Below are 18,856 nucleotides of genomic sequence, written 5' to 3' on the forward strand. Positions count from 1 at the left end.
GGGAGGCGTCAGCAACAAAGAACCCGCGCAGGTCGGATTTATTCCCTCGCGGACAGGATTCCGGATGTCGTCCGCGTACCAGTGGCCGCGCAAGGTTCGCTGCTGGCTTCGGTCTCAGGATTCGGCCGGCGAGATCGTCGGCGCGTCGGATTTCCTGCGCTTACGTTGCGCCAGCCAGTTCTCGAACCGCTGCACCACGACAAAGAACGTCGGAACGAACAGCACGGCGAGGCAGGTCGAAGCGATCATACCCGAGAACACGGCGATGCCGATCGACTTGCGGGCGCTGGCGCCGGCGCCGGTCGCGATCACCAGTGGCACCACGCCGAGGATGAAGGCGAACGACGTCATCAGGATCGGCCGGAACCGGGCGCGGGCCGCCTCGACCGCCGATTCCAGCACTGGCTTGCCGTCGCGCACGTGCAGTTCGAGCGCGACCTCGACGATCAGAATCGCGTTCTTCGCCGATAGCGCGATCAACAGGATGATGCCGATCTGGGTGTAGAGATTGTTCTCGATCTGCAAAGCGGAGAGGACGATCATCGGGCCGAGCAGCGAGAGCGGCACGGCCAGGATCACCGAGATCGGCGCGTACCAGCTTTCGTACTGTCCCGCCAGCACCAGGTAGACCAACAGCAGCGCAAGACCGAACACGTAGTAGATCTGGTTGCTGACGATTTTTTCCTGATACGACATCGCCGTCCACTCATAGCCCGTACCCTGCGGCAGGGTCTTGGCCGCGATCTGCTCCATCAGCGCCATCGACTGGCCGGAACTGTAGCCCTGGGCCGGCAGGCCGATGACGGTCGCGGACGGATAGAGATTGTAGAGGCTGATCAGCGACGGCCCGACCGACGGCGTGATGCTGGCCACCGTGCCGATCGGGACCATGTCACCCTGCTGGTTGCGCACCATCAGGTTCTCGATGTCGCGCGCGGTCAGGCGAAACTGGGCATCCGCCTGGGCATAGACCTGGAAGGTTCGGCCGTATTTGGTGAACTGGTTGACGAAGCTGGCACCGAGATAGGAGGACAGCGTCGAGAAGATCTGGTCGGTGGTGACGTGCAGCGTCTGGGTCTTGATCCGGTCGACCTCGACGTCGTATTGCGGCACCATCGAACGGAACGACGAGTTGACGCGCTGCAAGGCGCTTTGCGTCTGCGCGTTGGCGACCATGGCGCCAGTGATGGCCTGCAGCTTGCCGTAGTCGGCATTGCCGTCCCGCAACTCGACCTGCATGGCGAAACCGGCGGCGTTGCCGATACCCTGGATCGGCGGCGGCGGGATCACCAGGATCCGCGCTTCCGCGATTCCCCCGAGCTTCTGGTTCAGTCCAACCACCAGCGAGCGCAAATCCTCGCCGGGACCGCGCGCGCTCCAGTCCTTCAGAATCAGATAGGCGACGCCGGCATTGGCAAGGTTCGAACTGTTGTCGAGCGCCGAGATGCCGGCGATGCTGACCACCTGCTCGACTCCCGGCGCGTTGCCGGCCATTTCGCTGACCTGTTCGAGCACCTTCTGAGTGCGATCGAGCGCCGCGCCGTCGGGTAGCTGCACCGCCGCGAGCAGATAGCCCTGGTCCTCGATCGGGATGAAGCCGGTCGGCACCCGCGACAGGCCGTAGCCGGCGATGCCGATCAGGATCAGCGCCAATATAACCGAAAGGTTGCTGTGCGCGGCCATGCGGCCGATCAGCCGAGCGTAACCCCGCTCGAGCCGGTCATAGACCGCGTTGAAGCCGCGGTAGAAGAAGTTGCGCTGCTCCGGCGGCACCGGCCGGCGCAGCCATAGCGCGCATTGCGTCGGCTTCAAGGTCGCGGCATTGACGGCGCTGAGCAGCGCCGTTGCGGCAATCACCAGCGCGAACTGCGCGTACATGCGTCCCGTCAGCCCGGGCAGGAAGGCTGCCGGCAGGAACACCGAGATCAGCACCAGTGTGATACCGATGATCGGTGCGAACAGCTGATCCATCGCGCTGATCGCGGCGTCATGGCCGGACATGCCCTTCTCGATATTGTGCGCGGCGCCCTCGACCACGACGATGGCGTCATCCACCACGATGCCGATCGCCAGCACGATCGCAAACAGGGTCGACAGATTGATGGTGAAGCCGAGCGCCGCCATGCCCGCGAACGCACCGATGATCGTCACCGGCACGGTGGTCGCCGGTACCAGCATCGCGCGCCAGTCCTGCAGGAAGATCAGGATCACCACCAGTACCAGCAGACCCGCCTCGACCAAGGTCTTGTAGACCTCGGCGATCGACGCCGCGACGAATTTGGTGGTGTCGAACGGCGTGTCGTATCGGATGTCTTGCGGGAATTGCGCCGCAAGTTCCGTCATCTTCTTCTGGACCGCCTTTTCGACCTCGATCGCGTTGGCGCCGGGCGACTGGAACACGCCGATGCCGGTGGCCGGCTTCTTGTTGAGCGAGAACACCTGGCTGTAGGTCTGCGCTCCCAATTCGACCCAGCCGACGTCGCGCACGCGGGTGACGTCACCGTTGTTGCCGGTCTTGACGATGATATTCTCGAACTGGTCCTTGTCGTCGAGCCGACCGCTGACGTTCAGCGTGTACTGGAATGCCTGCCCCGGCGGCGTCGGCGGCGCGCCGACCTGCCCCGCGGTCACCTGCTGGCTCTGCTGCTGGATCGACTGGATAACGTCCTGCGGCATCAGCCCGCGCACCTGCAGCTTGTTCGGATCGAGCCATACCCGCATCGAATACTGGCCCGCCCCGAATACCGTCACGTTGCCGACGCCGGGAAGGCGCGACAGCTCGTCGCGCAAATTGATGGTGGCGTAATTGCTGAGGAACAGGCTGTCATAGGTCGCATTCGGCGACGTCAGCGTCACGAACAGCAGGATCGACGTGGACTTCTTCTGTACCGTCACGCCCTGGTTCTGGACCGACTGCGGCAGCTGCGACAGCGCGCTCGAGACGCGGTTCTGCACCAGCACCTGCGCGAAGTTGAGGTCGGTGCCGATCTTGAACGTGACCGTGAGTGTATAGGTGCCGTCGGAGCCGCTGTAGGACTGCATGTAGAGCATGTCCTCGACGCCGTTGACCTGCTGCTCGATCGGGAGCGCCACGGTATCGATCACGGTCCTGGCGGATGCGCCGGGATATCGCGTCGTCACCTGCACCGTCGGCGGCACCACGTCGGGATATTGCGCAACCGCGAGGCTGAGCAGCGACACGCCGCCGATCAGGATCATCAGGATCGCGATGACGTTGGAAAGCACCGGCCGCTCGATGAAGAATTTCGAAATCATGCCCGGTCCTATTTGGCCGATGAGGGCTGCGGCTCGATCTTTTGCAGTTGCGGATCGACCTTCTGGCCGGGGATTGCCCGCAACAGCCCCGCGACGACGACGCGATCATCGGGCTTCAGCCCGCTTTCGATGACGCGCAGCTCACCCTCGACCGGCCCGGTCTGCACCTTGCGCTGCTCGATGACATTCTCGTTGTTCGCCACCAGCAGGTATCGCCCAGCCTGATCGCTGCCCAGGGCGACATCGGGAACGAGCAGCGCATTCTGCTGCTCGTCCAGGGGAACGCGGACGCGCGCGAAATAGCCGGGCAGCAAGATGCGGTCGGCGTTCGGCAGAATACCGCGCACCGCGAGCGTGCCGGTAGACAGGTTGATGGTCGGCGCCGCGTAGTCGAGCTTGCCCCGGTGCGGATAGCCGTTTTCGGTCTGCAGCCCGACCTCGATCGGGAATTGCTTGAGATCGGCCGCCGTCAATCCCCGCCGCGCCGCTTCGGCGCGAATGCGCAGCACCTGCTGCTCGTTGACATTGAAGTTCACGTAAATCGGATCGTACTGCACGATGGTGGCGAGCTGGGTCGGCGACGCTACGCCGACGAGCTCGCCGACCGAGACCAGATGCGCGCTGACGATGCCGTCGAACGGCGCCGCCACATTGGTGTAACCGTAATTGACCGCGGCGATCTTGGTGTTGGCCTCGGCCTGCTGCAGATTGGCCTGCGCATTGTCGCGATTGGCGGTGGACGTATCGAGCGTCGCCTGCGACACCGCTTGCCTCGCGACCAGATCCGCCTGACGCTTGTAGTCGGCTTCGGCCTGCTTCAACGAGGCCTGCGCGCCGGCTTCCGCCGCCTGTGCCTGCTCGAGCTTGAACTTGTAGGTGTCGGGCTCGATGGTGAACAGCGTGGTGCCCGCCTTCACGAACTCCCCATCCTTGTAGTTGATCGACTGCAGCACGCCCTGTACCCGCGCGACGAGGTCGACGGTGTTGATGGGCGCGGTATTGCCGGTGGCCTCGAGATAACGCGTCACCGCACGCTGCACCGGAACGCCGACGTCAACCTTCGGCGGCGGAGGCGGTACAAAGCTGTTTTGCTCGCAGCCGGTCAACGCTGCAAATGCGAATACGGCAAAAGTCACGGGGTATACGGCGTGTCGCCTCGCGCGGCCGTTCATTTTGCCTTCATCTGGCTTGATGCATGCTGACGAATGCCCTGGCTTCATTCCCGTGCCTCTATTCGTGTTGCAACCGCGAAGGTTTTACAGAGGAAGGCATTCGCGACTCCCTGAATAGCACAATCCGCTTGCACTGGAACTCGAAACCGAAAATGATGCGGCTTGCGAGAATTTGCCTCCGACCTTTTCGTGATTGACTTCCATTTTGAGGCCGCGCCGCAGCGCGACAACGAAGGATATCTTCAAATGTTCAACACGTTGAGACGTAACGCGACGCTTTTTGCGTCGATGGCGGCGATCATGTTCGGGCTGGCGGCGCCGGCATCGTCACAGGCGCCGACCGACGCACAGCGCAACGCCATCCGATCCAATTGCCGCGCCGATTATCAGGCCCACTGCTCCAGCGTCCCGCCCGGCGGCGCGGAGTCGCTGCAATGCCTGCAGAAAAACATGGCGAGCCTCTCGGCGGGATGCCAGGGCGCGGTGCGCGCGGTAGAACCACCGGCCGCGCCGAAAGCGGAAGCCGCTCCGGCGGCTGCGCCAAAGGAAGACGCCGCGGCGGCCCCGAAGACCGAAACCGCGCCGGCTGCGGCTGCCAAGCCGGCCGAAGCTACGGCCCCTGCAGGCACGACCACCAAACAGCCAAGCACTGCGCAGGTCGCCGCGATCCGCAGTTCATGTCGCTCCGACTATCAGAAGGTCTGCGCGGGCGTGCCGACCGGCGGCAAGGCCGCGCTGCAATGTCTCGAAAAGAACAAGGCAAAAGTCTCATCGGCCTGTCAGCAGGCCGTCAACGCGGCGAGCGGCGGCACCTCTGCCGCAAAGGGCGGTGCGCCGGCAGCAGCTACCACGGCTGCCGCCCCTGCGGCGGCGCCGGCCGCTGCGCCGGCACCGGTGCTGGTGCTGCGCCCAATGCGGCCACGCGAGGAGCTGTTCGTGCTGCGTTCGGCCTGCGGCGGAGATGTTCGTGCGCTGTGCGGCGGCATTCCTCCCGGCGGCGGCCGCATCGTGCAGTGCCTGGCGAGCCAGGCCGCCTCGATTTCGCCGGCCTGCAAGGAAGTCCTGGGCCAGTTCGCCGCGCAATAAATGAATTGACGCGACGCCTCGCTTCGGCCCGCGTCATTGCGCGGGCTGCCATCATTCGCCTCGAAACGCAAGGATCAACTGAACGAGCCGGACTGACAGCGCGATGTAGAACAACGACATCAGGATCTGGTACGCGGCATGCCAATTCAGCTTCGCAAGCTTGTAAAAGCCGTCGAGGAAATTGAGCAAAAGAAGCACGATTCCGAACAGCTCGACGCCGCGCCCCACCAGGCCGTGGCGCAAATACCCGAACAGAACGATCGCCGGCTCGTCGCTCGAGACATGTGCTCCCGCCGAGATGATCAGGGTCGCGATGATCATCTTCTCGACGTAGCCGAACATCTCCTTCGTCGCCGGCCCCACATAATCGACATAGAATGTGAGCCACCTGCTTCTGATATCCTGCATGATTTCTCCTCGCGAATACGATCGGCATGAAAACGAATTGATCGATAGGGATTGCTCAAAACTGTGACCCTGGGGAAGCTTCCGTACAACGGCTCCGCGATCAAGAGGCAAGCCGATTGCCCGTCCGATTTTTTGCTGACGCGCGGCAAAGGGCCAGCTTGAAAAGCGGCCGCACCGGGTGCACGCTGCGCCGCGTTCGTAAAAGACTTTTGCCTGAAATCGAAAAATAGCCGGGAGATAGAAATATGCGCTCATTGCTGCTCGTTGCTTCCGCCGTGCTGGCCTTTGCCGCAACCCTGACCGTCGAGACCACCGACGCCAACGCGGTCGTTTGCGCCCGCGGTGTCTATCGTGCCGGCTGCGCTGGCGCGCGAGGCGCGGTCGTCGTGCGCCGCGCGCCGGTCGTCGCCGCCTGCCGTACCGTGCTTGTGAACGGCGTGTGGGTGCGCCGCTGCGTCTGACGCGTGGAGCCGATCGAGATCTCGACGTGCAGGTGCCGGCATAGGGCCTGACGAGACACGTCGTGCCCCGCCACGGCGCGAGACGCGCTTTGCCGGGCAATGACGAAACGAGTCCTTGCCTCGAGGATTTTTCCTGTGGCGCCGGAAGCGCGCACGGATTAGGATAGACCCAATTAACAGTATACTGCCAATTAGGGAGACAATCGTGCGTATCGCCGTGATCGGCGGAGGCCCCGGAGGTCTCTATTTCGCCTATCTCTGGAAACGGCGCCATCCCGACGCCGAGATTGATCTGTTCGAGCAGAACCCGGCCGGCGCGACCTGGGGCTTCGGCGTGGTGTTTTCCGAGCAGGCGCTTGAATTCCTGCGCGCCGACGATCCCGACACCGTCGACGCCATCGCGTCCAGGATGGAGAGCTGGAAGAACATCACGCTCCATCTGCGCGGCGAAAGCGTGGCAATCGACGGCGTCGGCTTTTCCTCGATCGGCCGGCTCGAACTCTTGAAGATCTTGCAGGCGCGCGTGCACGCCGTCGGCGTCGCGCCGCGATACGACACGGTGATCTCTTCGCTCGACCAACTCGGGAGCTACGACCTGATTGTCGCGGCCGACGGCTTGAATTCGCTGCTGCGTCGCACCTTCGAAGGCGATTTCGGCACGTCGCTGTCCTATTCCGCCAACAAGTTCGCCTGGTACGGCACGTCAAAGCGCTTCGAGACGCTGTCGCAGACCTTTGTCGGGACCGAACGCGGCGCCTTCAACGCGCACCATTATCGATACTCGCCCGATATGAGCACCTTCCTGGTGGAATGCGATTCCGCGACCTGGCAGGCTTACGGCTTTGCCGACAAGACGATCGAAGAATCCAGGGCGATCTGCGAGCAGGTATTCGCGGCCACGCTCGACGGTCATCCGTTGATCTCGAACAAATCGGTGTGGCGCAATTTCCCGTGGATCTGGAACGAGCGCTGGTCGTTCAAGAATATGGTGCTGGTCGGCGACGCCCTGCATTCGGCGCATTTCTCGATCGGATCGGGAACGCGGCTTGCGATCGAGGATGCGATCGCGCTGACCAAGGCGCTGGAGGCGGAAGGCGAACTTGCCGCCCGCCTGCAGCACTACCAAAGTGAGCGCCAGCCGATCGTGAAGAAGCTGGTGACGGCGGCGCGCACCAGCGCCGACTGGTACGAGAAATTCCCCGAACACATGAAGCTCGGCCTGATGGACTTTGCCCATAGCTATATCACCCGCTCCGGGCGGATCGACGATGCGCGGCTGCGCGCGATGTCGCCGGCCTTCATGGCCCGCTACGAGGCGTCGCGCCCTCCAACGCAAAGCGGGAGCCAGCGATGACCTCGCAACTACACGATGGCGCGCGTGCGATCGCCGACGTGGTGCCGCCGGACAGCCCGGGCGCCAGGGAAATCGGTTTTGCGATTCCGCAAACCTACAATGCCAGCCGCATCCTGTTCGACAATCTCGCAAACGGCCGCGGAGGCCGGATGGCGCTGACCGGTCCGCTCGGCACGCGCAGCTATGCCGAACTCTGCGCCGAGGCCTGCCGCTGGGGCCACGGCTTTATCTCGCTGGGCCTGAAGCGCGGAGACCGGATCCTGATGTTTCTCGACGATACGCCGGCCTATCCCGCGGCGTTCTTCGGCGCGGTCCGCGCCGGGTTTGTGCCGCTCTTGATCAATACGCTGACGCCGCCGGACCTGCTGCAATTTTATCTTGCGGATTCGAACTCTGCCGTGGCCGTGGCCGACGCCGAGTTCTGCGCACGCTTCAATGCTGTGGCCTGCACGGATACCGCGCTGCACACGTTGATCGCGGTCAACGGCGCGGCGAATGATCACGCCGTTCCGAATGCAATCGTTGCGGAAGCGTGGCTGCCAGGCTTTCCCGCCGATCTCCCTGAGGCCGACACCGGCCGCAACGAGATGGCGTTCTGGATGTATTCGTCGGGCTCGACCGGGCGGCCCAAGGGCATCGTCCATCTGCAGCACGACATGGCCTATAGCGACCTTGCTTTCGCGAAAAACGTCCTGAAGCTGACAGCCGACGACATCTGCTTCTCGGTCCCGAAGATGTTCTTCGCCTACGGTTTTGGCAACTCGATCACCTTCCCGTTCTCGGCCGGTGCGGCAACGCTGCTGCTGCCGGGCCAGCCGAAGCCGGCGGCAATCTTTGAGGCGATCGAACGTTTTCACCCCAGCGTCTTCTTCGGATTGCCGACGCTGTATACGTCTTTGACAAAAGCTGGGGGAGCGGCGGCGACCGATTTTTCCTCGCTGCGGATGGCGCTGTCGGCGGCCGAGATGCTCTCCGCCGAAGTCTTCAACGGCTGGAAGAATCTGACCGGGCTCGAGATCGTCGAGGGCCTCGGGTCGACCGAGGTGCTGCACATCTACCTCAGCAACCGGCCCGAACAGAAAAAGCTCGGCGCCGCCGGGCTCCGCGTGCCCGGCTACGAGATCGTGCTCCGGGACAAGGACGGAAGCGAGGTCGCCGACAACCAGGAAGGCATTTTGTGGGTGCGCGGCGATTCCAGCACGCCGCTGTATTGGAACCGGCCGGACAAGACCGCCGAGACCATCCACGAGGAGGGATGGATCTACACCGGCGACCGCTTTGTCCGCGACGGCGACGGCTTCCATTTCTTCCGCGGCCGCGCCGACGATCTGATCAAGATCTCCGGCCAATGGGTCTATCCGCTCGAGGTCGAGCTTTGCCTCGCCGAACATCCCGACGTGCGGGAATGCGCGGTGTTCGCCGCCGAACTGCCCGACCGCCGCATGACGCTGAAGGCCGTCGTCGTCATGAACGTCAGCGCCTTCGATGAGGCCGATACTACCAGGATGCTTCAGGATTTCGTCAAGGCAAAACTACTGCCTTACAAATATCCGCGCGAAGTGAAATTCATCGACGAATTGCCAAAAACCGGCACCGGGAAAATCGACAGGCAAGCGCTGATGCGGATGTAGCGGATGGCAATGACCGTCATCGCCCGCCATCCGGTCCGGCCCTTGGCCGGCCGGACGACAGGCTCCGGCGGGCGATCCAGTAATCGCAGGTGTTGATGATTACCGACGCCGGTGATTACTGGATGCCCCGCCTTCGCGGGGCATGACGACTGGAGACTAGACTATCCGCCCAGCCCCGTCCCGCCATAGAGCCACGCCAGATCGCGGTAACAATCCTCCGAATTCTTCGCCCGCATGATGGCGTTGCGGAGGCGGGCGTGTTCGCCGGCGGGGTGATAGATGTGCTCGCCGATGGCGCGGGACATCAGCTGCACCCGCGCGGTGCGGGGAAAACGCTGCTGGTAGTGCTCCAGCGCGGCCGCGTGATCGTCGGGATGGCTGCCCAGCATGTGCGACAGGCACACCGCGTCCTCCATCGCCTGGCAGGCGCCTTGCGCGAAATATTGCAGCATCGGATGCGCGGCGTCGCCGAGCAGCGCGACGCGGCCGTCGACCCAGCGCTCGCTGGGATCGCGGTCGCACAACACCCACAGCTTCCAGTTCTTGCCGTGACGGATGATGTTCTGCGCGCGGGGATGCACATCCCGCCACCGGCTCCGGTGCGTCGTTGTGATAGGTGGCGACGAGGTTGAACACCTTCCAGCCCGACAGCGGGTAGTGCACGATGTGGCATTTCGGGCCGGCCCACAGCGTCGCCGCGTTCCAGCGCAAATCCTCCGGCATCTCCTCGGTCGGGATCACCGAACGGTAGGTGGTGTGGCCGGATACACGCGGCGGCCCGTCGGCGGTGACTTGCTTGCGAATGTTCGACCACAGCCCGTCGGCGCCGATCAGGAGCCGTCCCGCGACATCGTCGCCGGACGCCAGATGCGCCGTCACCGAGGATCCGTCCTGGTCGTAACCCGTCACTTCGCTGCTGACCCGCAGCTCGATCAGCTCATGATCCCGGCAGGCTTTCAGGAACACGCCGTGCAGATCGCCGCGATGCACGACGCCGTAAGGGTTACCGAAGCGCGAGCGGAAGGCGTCGCGCAGGTCGACATGGGTGATCTCCTCGGCGGTCAGCGCATCCATCAGCCGGAGCTGGTCGATATAGACCGCCATGCTCCGCGCGGCCTCGCCGACACCGAGATAGTCGAAGGCGTGAAAGGCGTTCGGCCCGAGCTGGATGCCGGCGCCGAGCGCGGAGGCCTTTTCCAGCAGGATCGAGCGAATCCCCTTTTGCGCCAGGCCAAGGGCAGCGGCGAGGCCGCCGATGCCGCCGCCCGCGATCAGGACCGGCTTGGTGCTCGAAGGTGCCATCAGCTTGATTTCCCGAGATGTTCGAGCGCGTCTTCGGCGCGCAGCGGCACCCGCGACGCCTCGTTGTTGAGATCCACCAGCTGCGTGAGCAGCGCCATCAGCGTCCTGCGGTCGGCCGGTTTCAGGGGCTGCAGCATCCGCGCCTGCGCGCGATCGACCGAGGGCATGATATCGCGCAGCAGCGCCGCGCCCGACCGGGTCGGATAAAGCAGTTTTATTCGCTTATCTCCGGAGGATGCCTTGCGCTCGATATGGCCTTTTGTTTCCAGCCGCTCGATCACATTGCCCAGCGTCGAGCGGTCGAACGCGATCACGGCGGAAAGCCGGGTGGCGTCGATGCCGGGATGGGTATGGATCGCGACCAGAGCGGCAAACTGCACCGGCGTCAGGTCGTGATCCCTGCACTCCTCCATGAAGATCGCGACCGCGATCTGCTGCATCCTTCGAAACAAATAGCCGGGCGCGGTGTAAACCGCATCCATGGTCACGGCGACTGGTTTACTCGGCATCGGCCTGGCGCTCCGGCGCGGCGTCCGCGAACGCCTTCAGATTCCTTGCGACCGCTTCCGCTTTCAAGAGCCGCGGGAAGGCCGCGACATCGACGCCAAAACGCCGCGCGTTGGCGAGCTGCGGCACAAGACAGAGATCGGCGATGGTCGGCGCTTCCCCAAAGCAGAACGGGCCGGGCTCGTTCGCGATCAGGGCCTCGCAGGCCGAGAGCCCCTCGCGGTTGGCCCAGGCCGCCCAGCCCGTCACCTGTTCTTCCGGCAGGCCGAGCTCGCGCAGCCGCGCCAGCACCTTCAAATTCTGCACCGGGTGGGTGTCGCAGGCGAGCACCTGCGCCAAGGCGCGGACAAGGGCGCGACGCAGCGGGTCTTTCGGCAACAGCGGCGGCGCGGGGTGGGTCTCTTCCAGCCATTCGATGATGGCGAGCGACTGGGTGATGACGGTGCCCCCATCCTGCAGCGTCGGCACCAGGCCTTGCGGGTTGATGGCGAGATAAGAAGGGTCGCGCTGTTCGCCCTTGCGCAAATGATGCGGCAGGTGCTCCGCGCCTAGCCCCTTCAGATTCAACGCGATTCTGACCCGGTAGGACGCGCTGCTGCGGAAATAGCCGTGCAACTTCATAGGGGGCCTCCCTCGATTTTTCTGGTTTGCTTGATTGACGCTAGCCATATTGTAAGTATGCTGTCAATAAATCCAGTAACAAGAACAGGGAGGCTCGCCATGGAAGCCGTACAGAAGACGCCGGAACGCGAGGCGTTCTACAAGAAGATCGACGGCGAAAACCTTTCCGCGCTGTGGAACGTGATGGGTGACCTGATCACGCCGGAGCCGAGGAGCGCCTGCCGCCCGCATTTGTGGAAATTCGACGCCATCCGCGACTACATGACGGAAGCAGGCAAGCTGATCACCGCCAAGGAAGCCACGCGACGGGTGCTGGTTTTGGAAAATCCGGGGCTGCGCGGCCAGTCGAAGGTCACGACCTCGCTGTTCGCCGGCGTGCAGATGGTGATCCCGGGCGACATCGCGCCGGCGCATCGGCACAGCCAGTCGGCGCTGCGTTTCATCCTCGAAGGCAAGGGCGCCTATACCTCGGTCGACGGCGAGCGCACCGAGATGGAGCCGGGCGATTTCGTCATCACGCCGTCGATGACGTGGCACGATCATTCCAACGAGACCCCGGACCCGATGTTCTGGCTCGACGGTCTCGACATTCCGATGGTGCAGTTCTTCGACGCCTCCTTCGCCGAGGACTCGAAGGAAGATCAGCAGAAGATTACAAAGCCGGCGGGCGACAGCTTTGGCCGCTACGGCCACAATCTGCTGCCGGTCGACGGGAAGCGCAAATCCAAGACCTCGCCGATCTTCAACTATCCCTACGCCTACACCCGCGAGGCGCTGGAGCAGGCCAAGGCGCGCGACGAGTGGGACGCCTGCCACGGCCTGAAGCTGAAATTCTCCAATCCCGAGACCGGCGATTTCGCGATGCCGACCATCGGCACCTTCATCCAGCTGCTGCCGAAGGGATTCAAGACCACGCGCTACCGCTCGACCGATGCAACCGTGTTCGCGGCGATCGAAGGCAAGGGCCGCACGCGGGTCGGCGATCGGACCTTCGAATGGGGCCCGCGCGATCTGTTCGTGGTGCCGAGCTGGCAGTGGGTTACCCACGAGGCCGACGCGGATTCGGTGCTGTTCAGTTTTTCGGATCGCCCGGTGCAGCAGAAGCTCGATCTATTCAGGGAAGACCGCGGCAACGCGTGATCGTGATAACGATCACGCCGCTTTGCTTCACCTCGCCCCGCTTGCGGGGAGAGGTCGGATCGCTCTTGCGATCCGGGTGAGGGGGACTCTCCGTGAGTCCGGTATGCGTTGAGGCAGCCCCTCACCCCAGCCCTCTCCCCGCAAGAGCGGGGCGAGGGGGAAGAAATCACCGCCAGTGCAACAGCCGCGCTTCCAGCCAGTTGATCAGCTTGCCTACCGCGAGCCCGAACAGCGAAAGAATAACCACGCCCGCCAAGAGCTGATCGGTCTGCATGAGATTGCCGGCCTGCAGGACAAAGGCGCCGATGCCGTACTCGGCGCCGATCATCTCGGCGCTCACCACCAGCAATAGCGCGACCGAGGCGGTGATGCGGAAGCCCGCGAGGATCGACGGCAGCGCGCCCGGCCAGATCACCCTGATCACGATGGCGTGGAACGGCACGTTGAAACTCTGGGCCATCCGGATCAGATTGCGCGGCACGTTATCGACGCCGCTATAGACCGAGATCGCAGTGGAGAAGAACACCCCCAATGCAATGGTGGCGATCTTCGGCTCCTCGCCGATGCCGAGCCAGAGAATCAGCAGCGGCAGCAGTGCGATCTTCGGGATCGGAAACAGCGCCGAGATGAAGGTGATGCCGACGCCGCGCGCTAGACTCGACAGCCCGATCGCAAAGCCGATGACGATGCCGGCGATGGTACCGAGAATCCAGCCGGTGCCGATCCTCAAGATCGAAACCAACAGATGGTGCCAGAGCGCGCCGGATATCGCGAGCTGCCAGATCGCGCGCGCGATCGCGGACGGCGGCGGCAGGAACAGCGGGTTGACGAGCGCAAGGCTGCCGGCGAGTTGCCACAGCCCGATCACCAGTGCGAGCGCAATCCAGCCGGACGTGCGCCCCGCCTTTGGCGCAAAGCCAGCGCCGCGAAACGCCACCGGCCGCGTGCAGACGCCGGGATCGGCAGGGGCTTGATCTTCCCGGGCGCGGTCAAGCATGCTGGACCTCGCGCTCGGCGTCGATCGCCTCCTCGCGGATCAGCGCCCACATCTCATTCTGCAGCGCCAGCAGTTTTTCGCGCGCCGCGAGTTCGCCGCGCTCGCCGCGCGTCATGGGGATCGCCACCACTTCGCGGATGCGGCCCGGCCGCCGCGACAGCACGACGATGCGATCCGCCAGGCGAACCGCTTCCTCCAGATTATGCGTCACATAGACCGCGCCCATGGTTCCATCGGCGAGTAACCTGACAAAATCCTCCATTAGGAGTTCGCGGGTCTGCGAATCCAGCGCCGACAGCGGCTCGTCCATCAGCAGGATCGCAGGCCGCACCGCCAGCGCCCGCGCAATGCCGACGCGCTGGCGCATGCCGCCGGACAATTGCTTGGGATAGGTGCCGCGAAAATCCGACAGGCTGGTGCGGCGCAGGGCATCGTCGACGATCGCGCGCCGCTCGGGCACGCCGAGGCCGGTGTGCAGCAGCGGAAATTCGATATTCGCTTCCACCGTGCACCATGGCAGCAGGGCGAAATCCTGGAACACGAAGGTCAGCGGATTGAAACTGTCCGGCGGCGATGTGCCGCGCAGTTCGGCCGCGCCCGCGCTCGGCTGCAATAGCCCGCCGAGGATCTGCAACAGCGTGCTCTTGCCGCAGCCGGAGGGACCTACGATCGCCACCACCTCGCCCGCGCGAACTGTGAATGAGACGTCGTCGAGCACCTCGAGGGCACCGAAGCGGTGGCTGATATGGTCGGCGATCAGGTCCATGTGGCTCTCTGTTTCGTCATTGCGAGGAGCGAAGCGACGAAGCAATCCATACTTTCTTTCCTGGGCTATGGATTGCTTCGCTGCGCTCGCAATGACGATTTCAAATGACGGCGGCCCGCATCAATCCGGCTTCACATAATCCTTGGCGATGATATCGCCCGCATTGAACCCCTTGTCGACAAATCCCTGTTCCTGCAGCCATTCGATCTGGTTGCCGACATTCTTGACGTCGAGCTTGCCGTCGGGATCCACATAGGCGCAGTTGCCGACCACCTGCTCGACCGGCAGGTTGGTGTATTTGGCGATGATCTCCAGCAGCGGTTTTGTCGCTTCGTTGATCGGGGCCTTGCCGTCAGTAACGGCGGCCAGGATCACATCGTGATATTCGCGGTCGGCGCGGGCAAGCGCGGCAAGAACCTTGGTCACGAGCGCCTTGTTGGCGAGCGTCCTGGGCGAAGCGAATACCGCGCCCAGCTGCCACGGCGTCTCGTCGCCGACCCAGCCCAGCAGCTTGGCGCCGCCATCGTCGATCAGTTTACGCGCGGTCGAGGCGGGCAACAGCGCGGCATCGACGGTTTCGCCTTTCAGGGCCGCCGCCGCGTTCGACAATGACTGCAGGGGAACCACCTTCACGTCCCTGAGCTTAAAACCGTATTTGTCGGCGAGCAGGCCGAGCGAATAGTGGAAGCTCGAACCGGTCTGCGTCACCGCCACGCGCTTGCCGGCGAGATCTTTCGGCGTCTTCAGCCCGGCCGCATAGGCGTTATTGCTGGCGAAATAGCCGATCAGGGGATAGCCGGCCTTTTCGCGGCTCATGCCGCCGATCACTTTCAGTGTGCCCTTGCCGGCGAGATTATAGAGACCGGCGGTGAACGCGGTGATGCCGAAATCCACGTCGCCCGAAGTGGTCGCGACCGCGATCGGCTGCGCGGCGTCGAAGAATTTCAGCTCGATGTCGAGCCCGGCATCCCTGAAATAGCCCTTGTCCTGCGCGATGAACACCGGCGCGGACGACGACAGCCGCAGCACGCCGATCCTTGCCTTCAGCGAATCCTCAGCCCGCGCGATCCCGCTCGCCGCCAGCGCGAGGAGAGCCGCCAATACGAGCCGCGCAAATTTCGTCATGCAGTTTCCTCCGCGCAGTTTATTCCGTCGTCGTCCCGGCGAAAGCCGGGACCGATAACCACCGTCGGTCATGGTGAAGGAAGGTCTCTGCCATCTTGCCCCAAAGATAGGCCACGGCGCATGGGTCCCGGCTCGCGCGGAGCCTGTCATCGGGCGCGCATTCGCGCGACCCGTTGGCTTGGCCGGGACGACGTATACCTATTATTGTCATCGGAAACAGGCTTTCTACAATCCCTCCGGCACTCCCTGATCCTGCCCGATAAACGCCCCCTGCTGCTTCAATTGCAATTGCAATTTCTCCACCGCGATCTCGCGCGGAATTGTATTGCCCTTAAGCGCCAGCGCGGCGGCGGTTCCGGCGGCCTCCCCCATCGCAAAACACGCGCCGGAGACGCGCGGCCGACTGACCGTCATGGGTCATCGAGGCGCACCGCCCGGCCACCAGCAGATTGTCCAGCCCTTCGGGCGTCAGCATCCGATAAGGCAATTCATTGAAGCCGCGCGATTCCGGGATCGGCGGGAACGTGAAGATGACATCGCCCGCGACATGGGATTCCATCGGCCAGCCATTGACGCCGATCGAATCGTCGAATGAGGCGCAGCCGAGCACGTCCTCGCCCGACACCATATAGCCGCCCACGATGCGGCGGGTTTCGCGGATGCCGAGCTGCGGCGGCAGGTCGACGATGTAGGATTTTTCAAACCCCGGGACGGTGCGCAGGAACTCGAACGCCTGGATGGCCTGGCGCCGGCCGTCGATCTCGCCGCGCGTGAGATCATCGGGATCGAGCCCGTTGATGGCGCTGCCGTCGTCGCGCTTGAGCTGGGTGAAGTTCACCCGCCATTCGATCGGCGAGCGCTGCGGCCGCACGATCGCGGCCTTGCGCGGAAAGTGATGCGTGCCGGCGGCTTCGGCTTTTTCCATCAGCGCGGGAATCGTCCGCCAGGCCTCGCCGGCTCTCTCGGGGTCGATGCCGTTGAGGCGGAACATCATCGAGGGGTACAGCATGTGGCCTTCATTGTCGCCGACCTCGTAACGCGCGCCGGCCCGCGCGGCGAGATCGCCGTCGCCGGAACAATCGATGAAGATATCCGCGCGCACCGCCTGACGCCCGGCTTTTGTCTCGACGAACAGCGCGTTGATGCGCTTGTCGTCATGCATCGCCACGCCGGCGCCGAGTGCATGGAACAGGATATCGACCTTGTGGGCGGCCAGGAGATCATCGGCCGCGATCTTGTAGGCCGCGGTGTCGTAGGCCTGCGCCAGGATCTTGCCGAGCACCAGATGCGGCGCGTTCAACCCGTCGAGCCGGTCGATGCGATCGAGCAACTCGGAGGCTATGCCCTGCACCACCCGGTGCATCTGGCCATGGACATTGGCATGCAGCCCGCAGAAGTTCGTCACCCCCGCCGCCGTGCCCATCCCGCCGAGAAACCCATAGCGCTCGATCAGCAGCGTGCGGCGGCCTGCGCGCGCGGCGGCGACCGCGGCGGCAATGCCAGCCGGTCCACCACCGAGCACGGCGACTTCATATTCGCCGTAGAGCGGAATTTGGCGTGCGGGTTCTTCGATGGTTTTTTTGGACGGCAAAATCGAGGTTCCCGATGGTGGGGGTATGTTGGCCCAGGCGGGGAAATCTTAACATCCCGGCAACGGGCTAGCACGCTGTTCCGGCCGGTGGAATATCAACTACAGTCTCGGTCACTTCGCTGGCGCGCCAAGGTCCGGATCGTCGACCGGTCCCCGATTCGACAACGATGCTCAGCCGTCCAATACTGCCCGTCATGGACCCGCAAGAGGTTCTGTCATTCCGGGAGAAAAAGGCATGCGATCCAGCAAAATTGCTTTGGCATTGATGACGTCATTCTTTTTCGCTCTGGCGGGGGGCCCCGCTTCCCACGCCGAGATCGCGATTTCGGCCAATGACGGCAAGATGATCATGGAAAACGGCGTGGCAAAGGTCCGCAAGGAGCCTCTGCCCGACACGGTTTCGATCATCGATCTTTCCGGCGCCCCGCCGCGCATCGTTGCCGAAATACCGGCGCCTGCGAGCGTGGTCGGCCCACCCCCGAGCGTTGCAATAGCGCCCGACGAGAGTTTCGCACTGGTCACCGGCGCGATGAAGGTCGACCCCGCCGACCCGACCAAGGCGATCGCCGACGACAAGCTAACCGTGATCGACCTGAAGTCCTCGCCGCCGAATATTCTGGCGACGCTGCAAGCCGGCGCCGGCGCCGCGGGTGTTTCGATCAACCGCGCGGCCACGCTGGCGCTGGTCGCCAACCGCAATGAGGGAACCGTCTCGGTGTTCACGATCAGCGGCAATACATTGACCCCGGCCGGCAAGATCGCGCTCGGCGATGCCAAATCCGGCCCGAGCCATGCGATCTTTTCCCGGGACGGCACGACGGCATTGGTCACCCGCGATGGTGACAGCCGTATCTCTATTCTCTCGGTCGACGGGGACAAGGTCGAGTACACCAAGCGCGACCTGTTCTCGGCGCTGCGGCCTTACCAGATCGACACCGCCGGCAATGGCGACGTGGCCGTGGTCGGCAATGTCGGGATGGGCAGCGGCGACGCCGATTCGATCAGCCTGATCGACATGCGCTCCAAGCCGATCCGCGTGGCGACCACGATTTCCGTCGGTCAGACCCCCGAAGGTTTGAAGATGTCGCCGGACGGCCTTTTTGTTGCGGTCAATGTGGTGAACGGGTCGACCAAGCCGGCGGACTCGCCGTTCTTCAACGATTTTGGATTGCTGAAGATCTATCGGATCGCCGGCACCGACCTCATTCCGGTAACGGAAGCCAGGATCGGCCACTGGTGCCAAGGCATCGTATGGTCGAAAGATTCCAGGATGCTGCTGGTTCAGTGCATGGTCGAGAACGAGATCGCGACCTTTGCATTCAATGGCAAGACGTTGACGAAAACGGCGCCGATCGCGATGAAGGTCAGCCCCGCAGGCATCCGCACCGCGGAGCCGTAGCATTAGGATACAGGCCGCCC

General features: G+C 63.7%; 15 protein-coding genes and 2 pseudogenes. 6 read left to right on the plus strand and 11 right to left on the minus strand.

The annotated features are described in order from the left end of the window. Window positions 1–114 precede the first annotated feature (114 nt). Window positions 115–3,276 (minus strand): efflux RND transporter permease subunit, encoded by a 3,162-nt coding sequence (locus B5525_RS07530; protein WP_079565440.1) that lies wholly within the window; start codon window positions 3,274–3,276, stop codon window positions 115–117. Between the two features lie 8 nt (window positions 3,277–3,284). Then, on the minus strand, window positions 3,285–4,412 hold the full coding sequence (locus B5525_RS07535) for an efflux RND transporter periplasmic adaptor subunit (protein WP_425305257.1): 1,128 nt from the start codon (window positions 4,410–4,412) through the stop codon (window positions 3,285–3,287). 282 nt (window positions 4,413–4,694) lie between these two features. On the opposite strand from B5525_RS07535, the gene B5525_RS07540 reads away from it, so the two are divergent. Beyond that, window positions 4,695–5,534 carry a cysteine rich repeat-containing protein gene (locus tag B5525_RS07540; protein ID WP_079573056.1) on the plus strand — a complete coding sequence of 280 codons (840 nt, stop codon included), beginning with the start codon at window positions 4,695–4,697 and terminating at the stop codon, window positions 5,532–5,534. 51 nt (window positions 5,535–5,585) lie between these two features. Here the strand turns inward: B5525_RS07540 and B5525_RS07545 are convergent, their stop codons facing one another. Continuing rightward, entirely contained in the window at window positions 5,586–5,942 is a 357-nt protein-coding gene (locus tag B5525_RS07545; protein WP_079565442.1) for a hypothetical protein, read from the minus strand. Between the two features lie 245 nt (window positions 5,943–6,187). On the opposite strand from B5525_RS07545, the gene B5525_RS07550 reads away from it, so the two are divergent. The 3 genes from B5525_RS07550 to B5525_RS07560 all read left to right on the plus strand — a co-directional run bounded on the left by B5525_RS07550 (window position 6,188) and on the right by B5525_RS07560 (window position 9,388). Beyond that, window positions 6,188–6,403: a hypothetical protein gene (locus B5525_RS07550; RefSeq protein ID WP_079565443.1), complete on the plus strand. Its 216-nt coding sequence runs from the start codon at window positions 6,188–6,190 to the stop codon at window positions 6,401–6,403. 205 nt (window positions 6,404–6,608) lie between these two features. Beyond that, window positions 6,609–7,757: an FAD-dependent monooxygenase gene (locus B5525_RS07555; RefSeq protein WP_079565444.1), complete on the plus strand. Its 1,149-nt coding sequence runs from the start codon at window positions 6,609–6,611 to the stop codon at window positions 7,755–7,757. Then, entirely contained in the window at window positions 7,754–9,388 is a 1,635-nt protein-coding gene (locus tag B5525_RS07560) for a benzoate-CoA ligase family protein (RefSeq protein ID WP_079565445.1), read from the plus strand. Before B5525_RS07555 ends, B5525_RS07560 begins: the two co-directional genes overlap by 4 nt. A gap of 161 nt (window positions 9,389–9,549) precedes the next feature. Here the strand turns inward: B5525_RS07560 and B5525_RS46130 are convergent, their stop codons facing one another. The 4 genes and pseudogenes from B5525_RS46130 to maiA all read right to left on the minus strand — a co-directional run bounded on the left by B5525_RS46130 (window position 9,550) and on the right by maiA (window position 11,818). Beyond that, window positions 9,550–9,840, minus strand: a complete 291-nt coding sequence (locus B5525_RS46130) for a hypothetical protein (protein ID WP_244568010.1) — start codon at window positions 9,838–9,840, stop codon at window positions 9,550–9,552. Between the two features lie 388 nt (window positions 9,841–10,228). Beyond that, window positions 10,229–10,690: pseudogene (locus B5525_RS46135) on the minus strand (FAD-dependent monooxygenase); the annotation flags it as partial. Next, a complete protein-coding gene (locus tag B5525_RS07570; protein WP_079565446.1) occupies window positions 10,690–11,199 on the minus strand; it encodes a MarR family winged helix-turn-helix transcriptional regulator in 510 nt (169 codons plus the stop codon). The gene B5525_RS07570 and the pseudogene B5525_RS46135, both read right to left, overlap by 1 nt. After that, window positions 11,189–11,818 carry a maleylacetoacetate isomerase gene (gene maiA / locus B5525_RS07575; RefSeq protein WP_079565447.1) on the minus strand — a complete coding sequence of 210 codons (630 nt, stop codon included), beginning with the start codon at window positions 11,816–11,818 and terminating at the stop codon, window positions 11,189–11,191. The genes B5525_RS07570 and maiA overlap by 11 nt, the downstream gene beginning before the upstream one ends. Window positions 11,819–11,917: 99 nt before the next feature. Between maiA and gtdA the strand changes: the two genes are divergently transcribed. Then, window positions 11,918–12,958 carry a gentisate 1,2-dioxygenase gene (gene gtdA / locus B5525_RS07580; RefSeq protein WP_079565448.1) on the plus strand — a complete coding sequence of 347 codons (1,041 nt, stop codon included), beginning with the start codon at window positions 11,918–11,920 and terminating at the stop codon, window positions 12,956–12,958. 166 nt (window positions 12,959–13,124) lie between these two features. Here the strand turns inward: gtdA and B5525_RS07585 are convergent, their stop codons facing one another. The 4 genes and pseudogenes from B5525_RS07585 to B5525_RS07600 all read right to left on the minus strand — a co-directional run bounded on the left by B5525_RS07585 (window position 13,125) and on the right by B5525_RS07600 (window position 17,368). Further along, window positions 13,125–13,955: an ABC transporter permease gene (locus B5525_RS07585; RefSeq protein WP_079565449.1), complete on the minus strand. Its 831-nt coding sequence runs from the start codon at window positions 13,953–13,955 to the stop codon at window positions 13,125–13,127. Further along, window positions 13,948–14,721: an ABC transporter ATP-binding protein gene (locus B5525_RS07590; protein ID WP_079565450.1), complete on the minus strand. Its 774-nt coding sequence runs from the start codon at window positions 14,719–14,721 to the stop codon at window positions 13,948–13,950. Before B5525_RS07590 ends, B5525_RS07585 begins: the two co-directional genes overlap by 8 nt. 120 nt (window positions 14,722–14,841) lie before the next feature. Further along, a complete protein-coding gene (locus B5525_RS07595; protein ID WP_079565451.1) occupies window positions 14,842–15,846 on the minus strand; it encodes an ABC transporter substrate-binding protein in 1,005 nt (334 codons plus the stop codon). Window positions 15,847–16,071: 225 nt separating this feature from the next. Continuing rightward, window positions 16,072–17,368 (minus strand): annotated as a pseudogene (locus tag B5525_RS07600) (FAD-dependent oxidoreductase). A 304-nt stretch (window positions 17,369–17,672) separates the two neighbouring features. Between B5525_RS07600 and B5525_RS07605 the strand changes: the two are divergent. Beyond that, window positions 17,673–18,836, plus strand: a complete 1,164-nt coding sequence (locus B5525_RS07605; protein WP_079565452.1) for a YncE family protein — start codon at window positions 17,673–17,675, stop codon at window positions 18,834–18,836. The last annotated feature ends 20 nt before the right edge of the window (window positions 18,837–18,856 follow it).

It is taken from the genome of Bradyrhizobium erythrophlei, assembly GCF_900129505.1.
In the GTDB taxonomy this organism is placed as follows: domain Bacteria; phylum Pseudomonadota; class Alphaproteobacteria; order Rhizobiales; family Xanthobacteraceae; genus Bradyrhizobium; species Bradyrhizobium erythrophlei_D.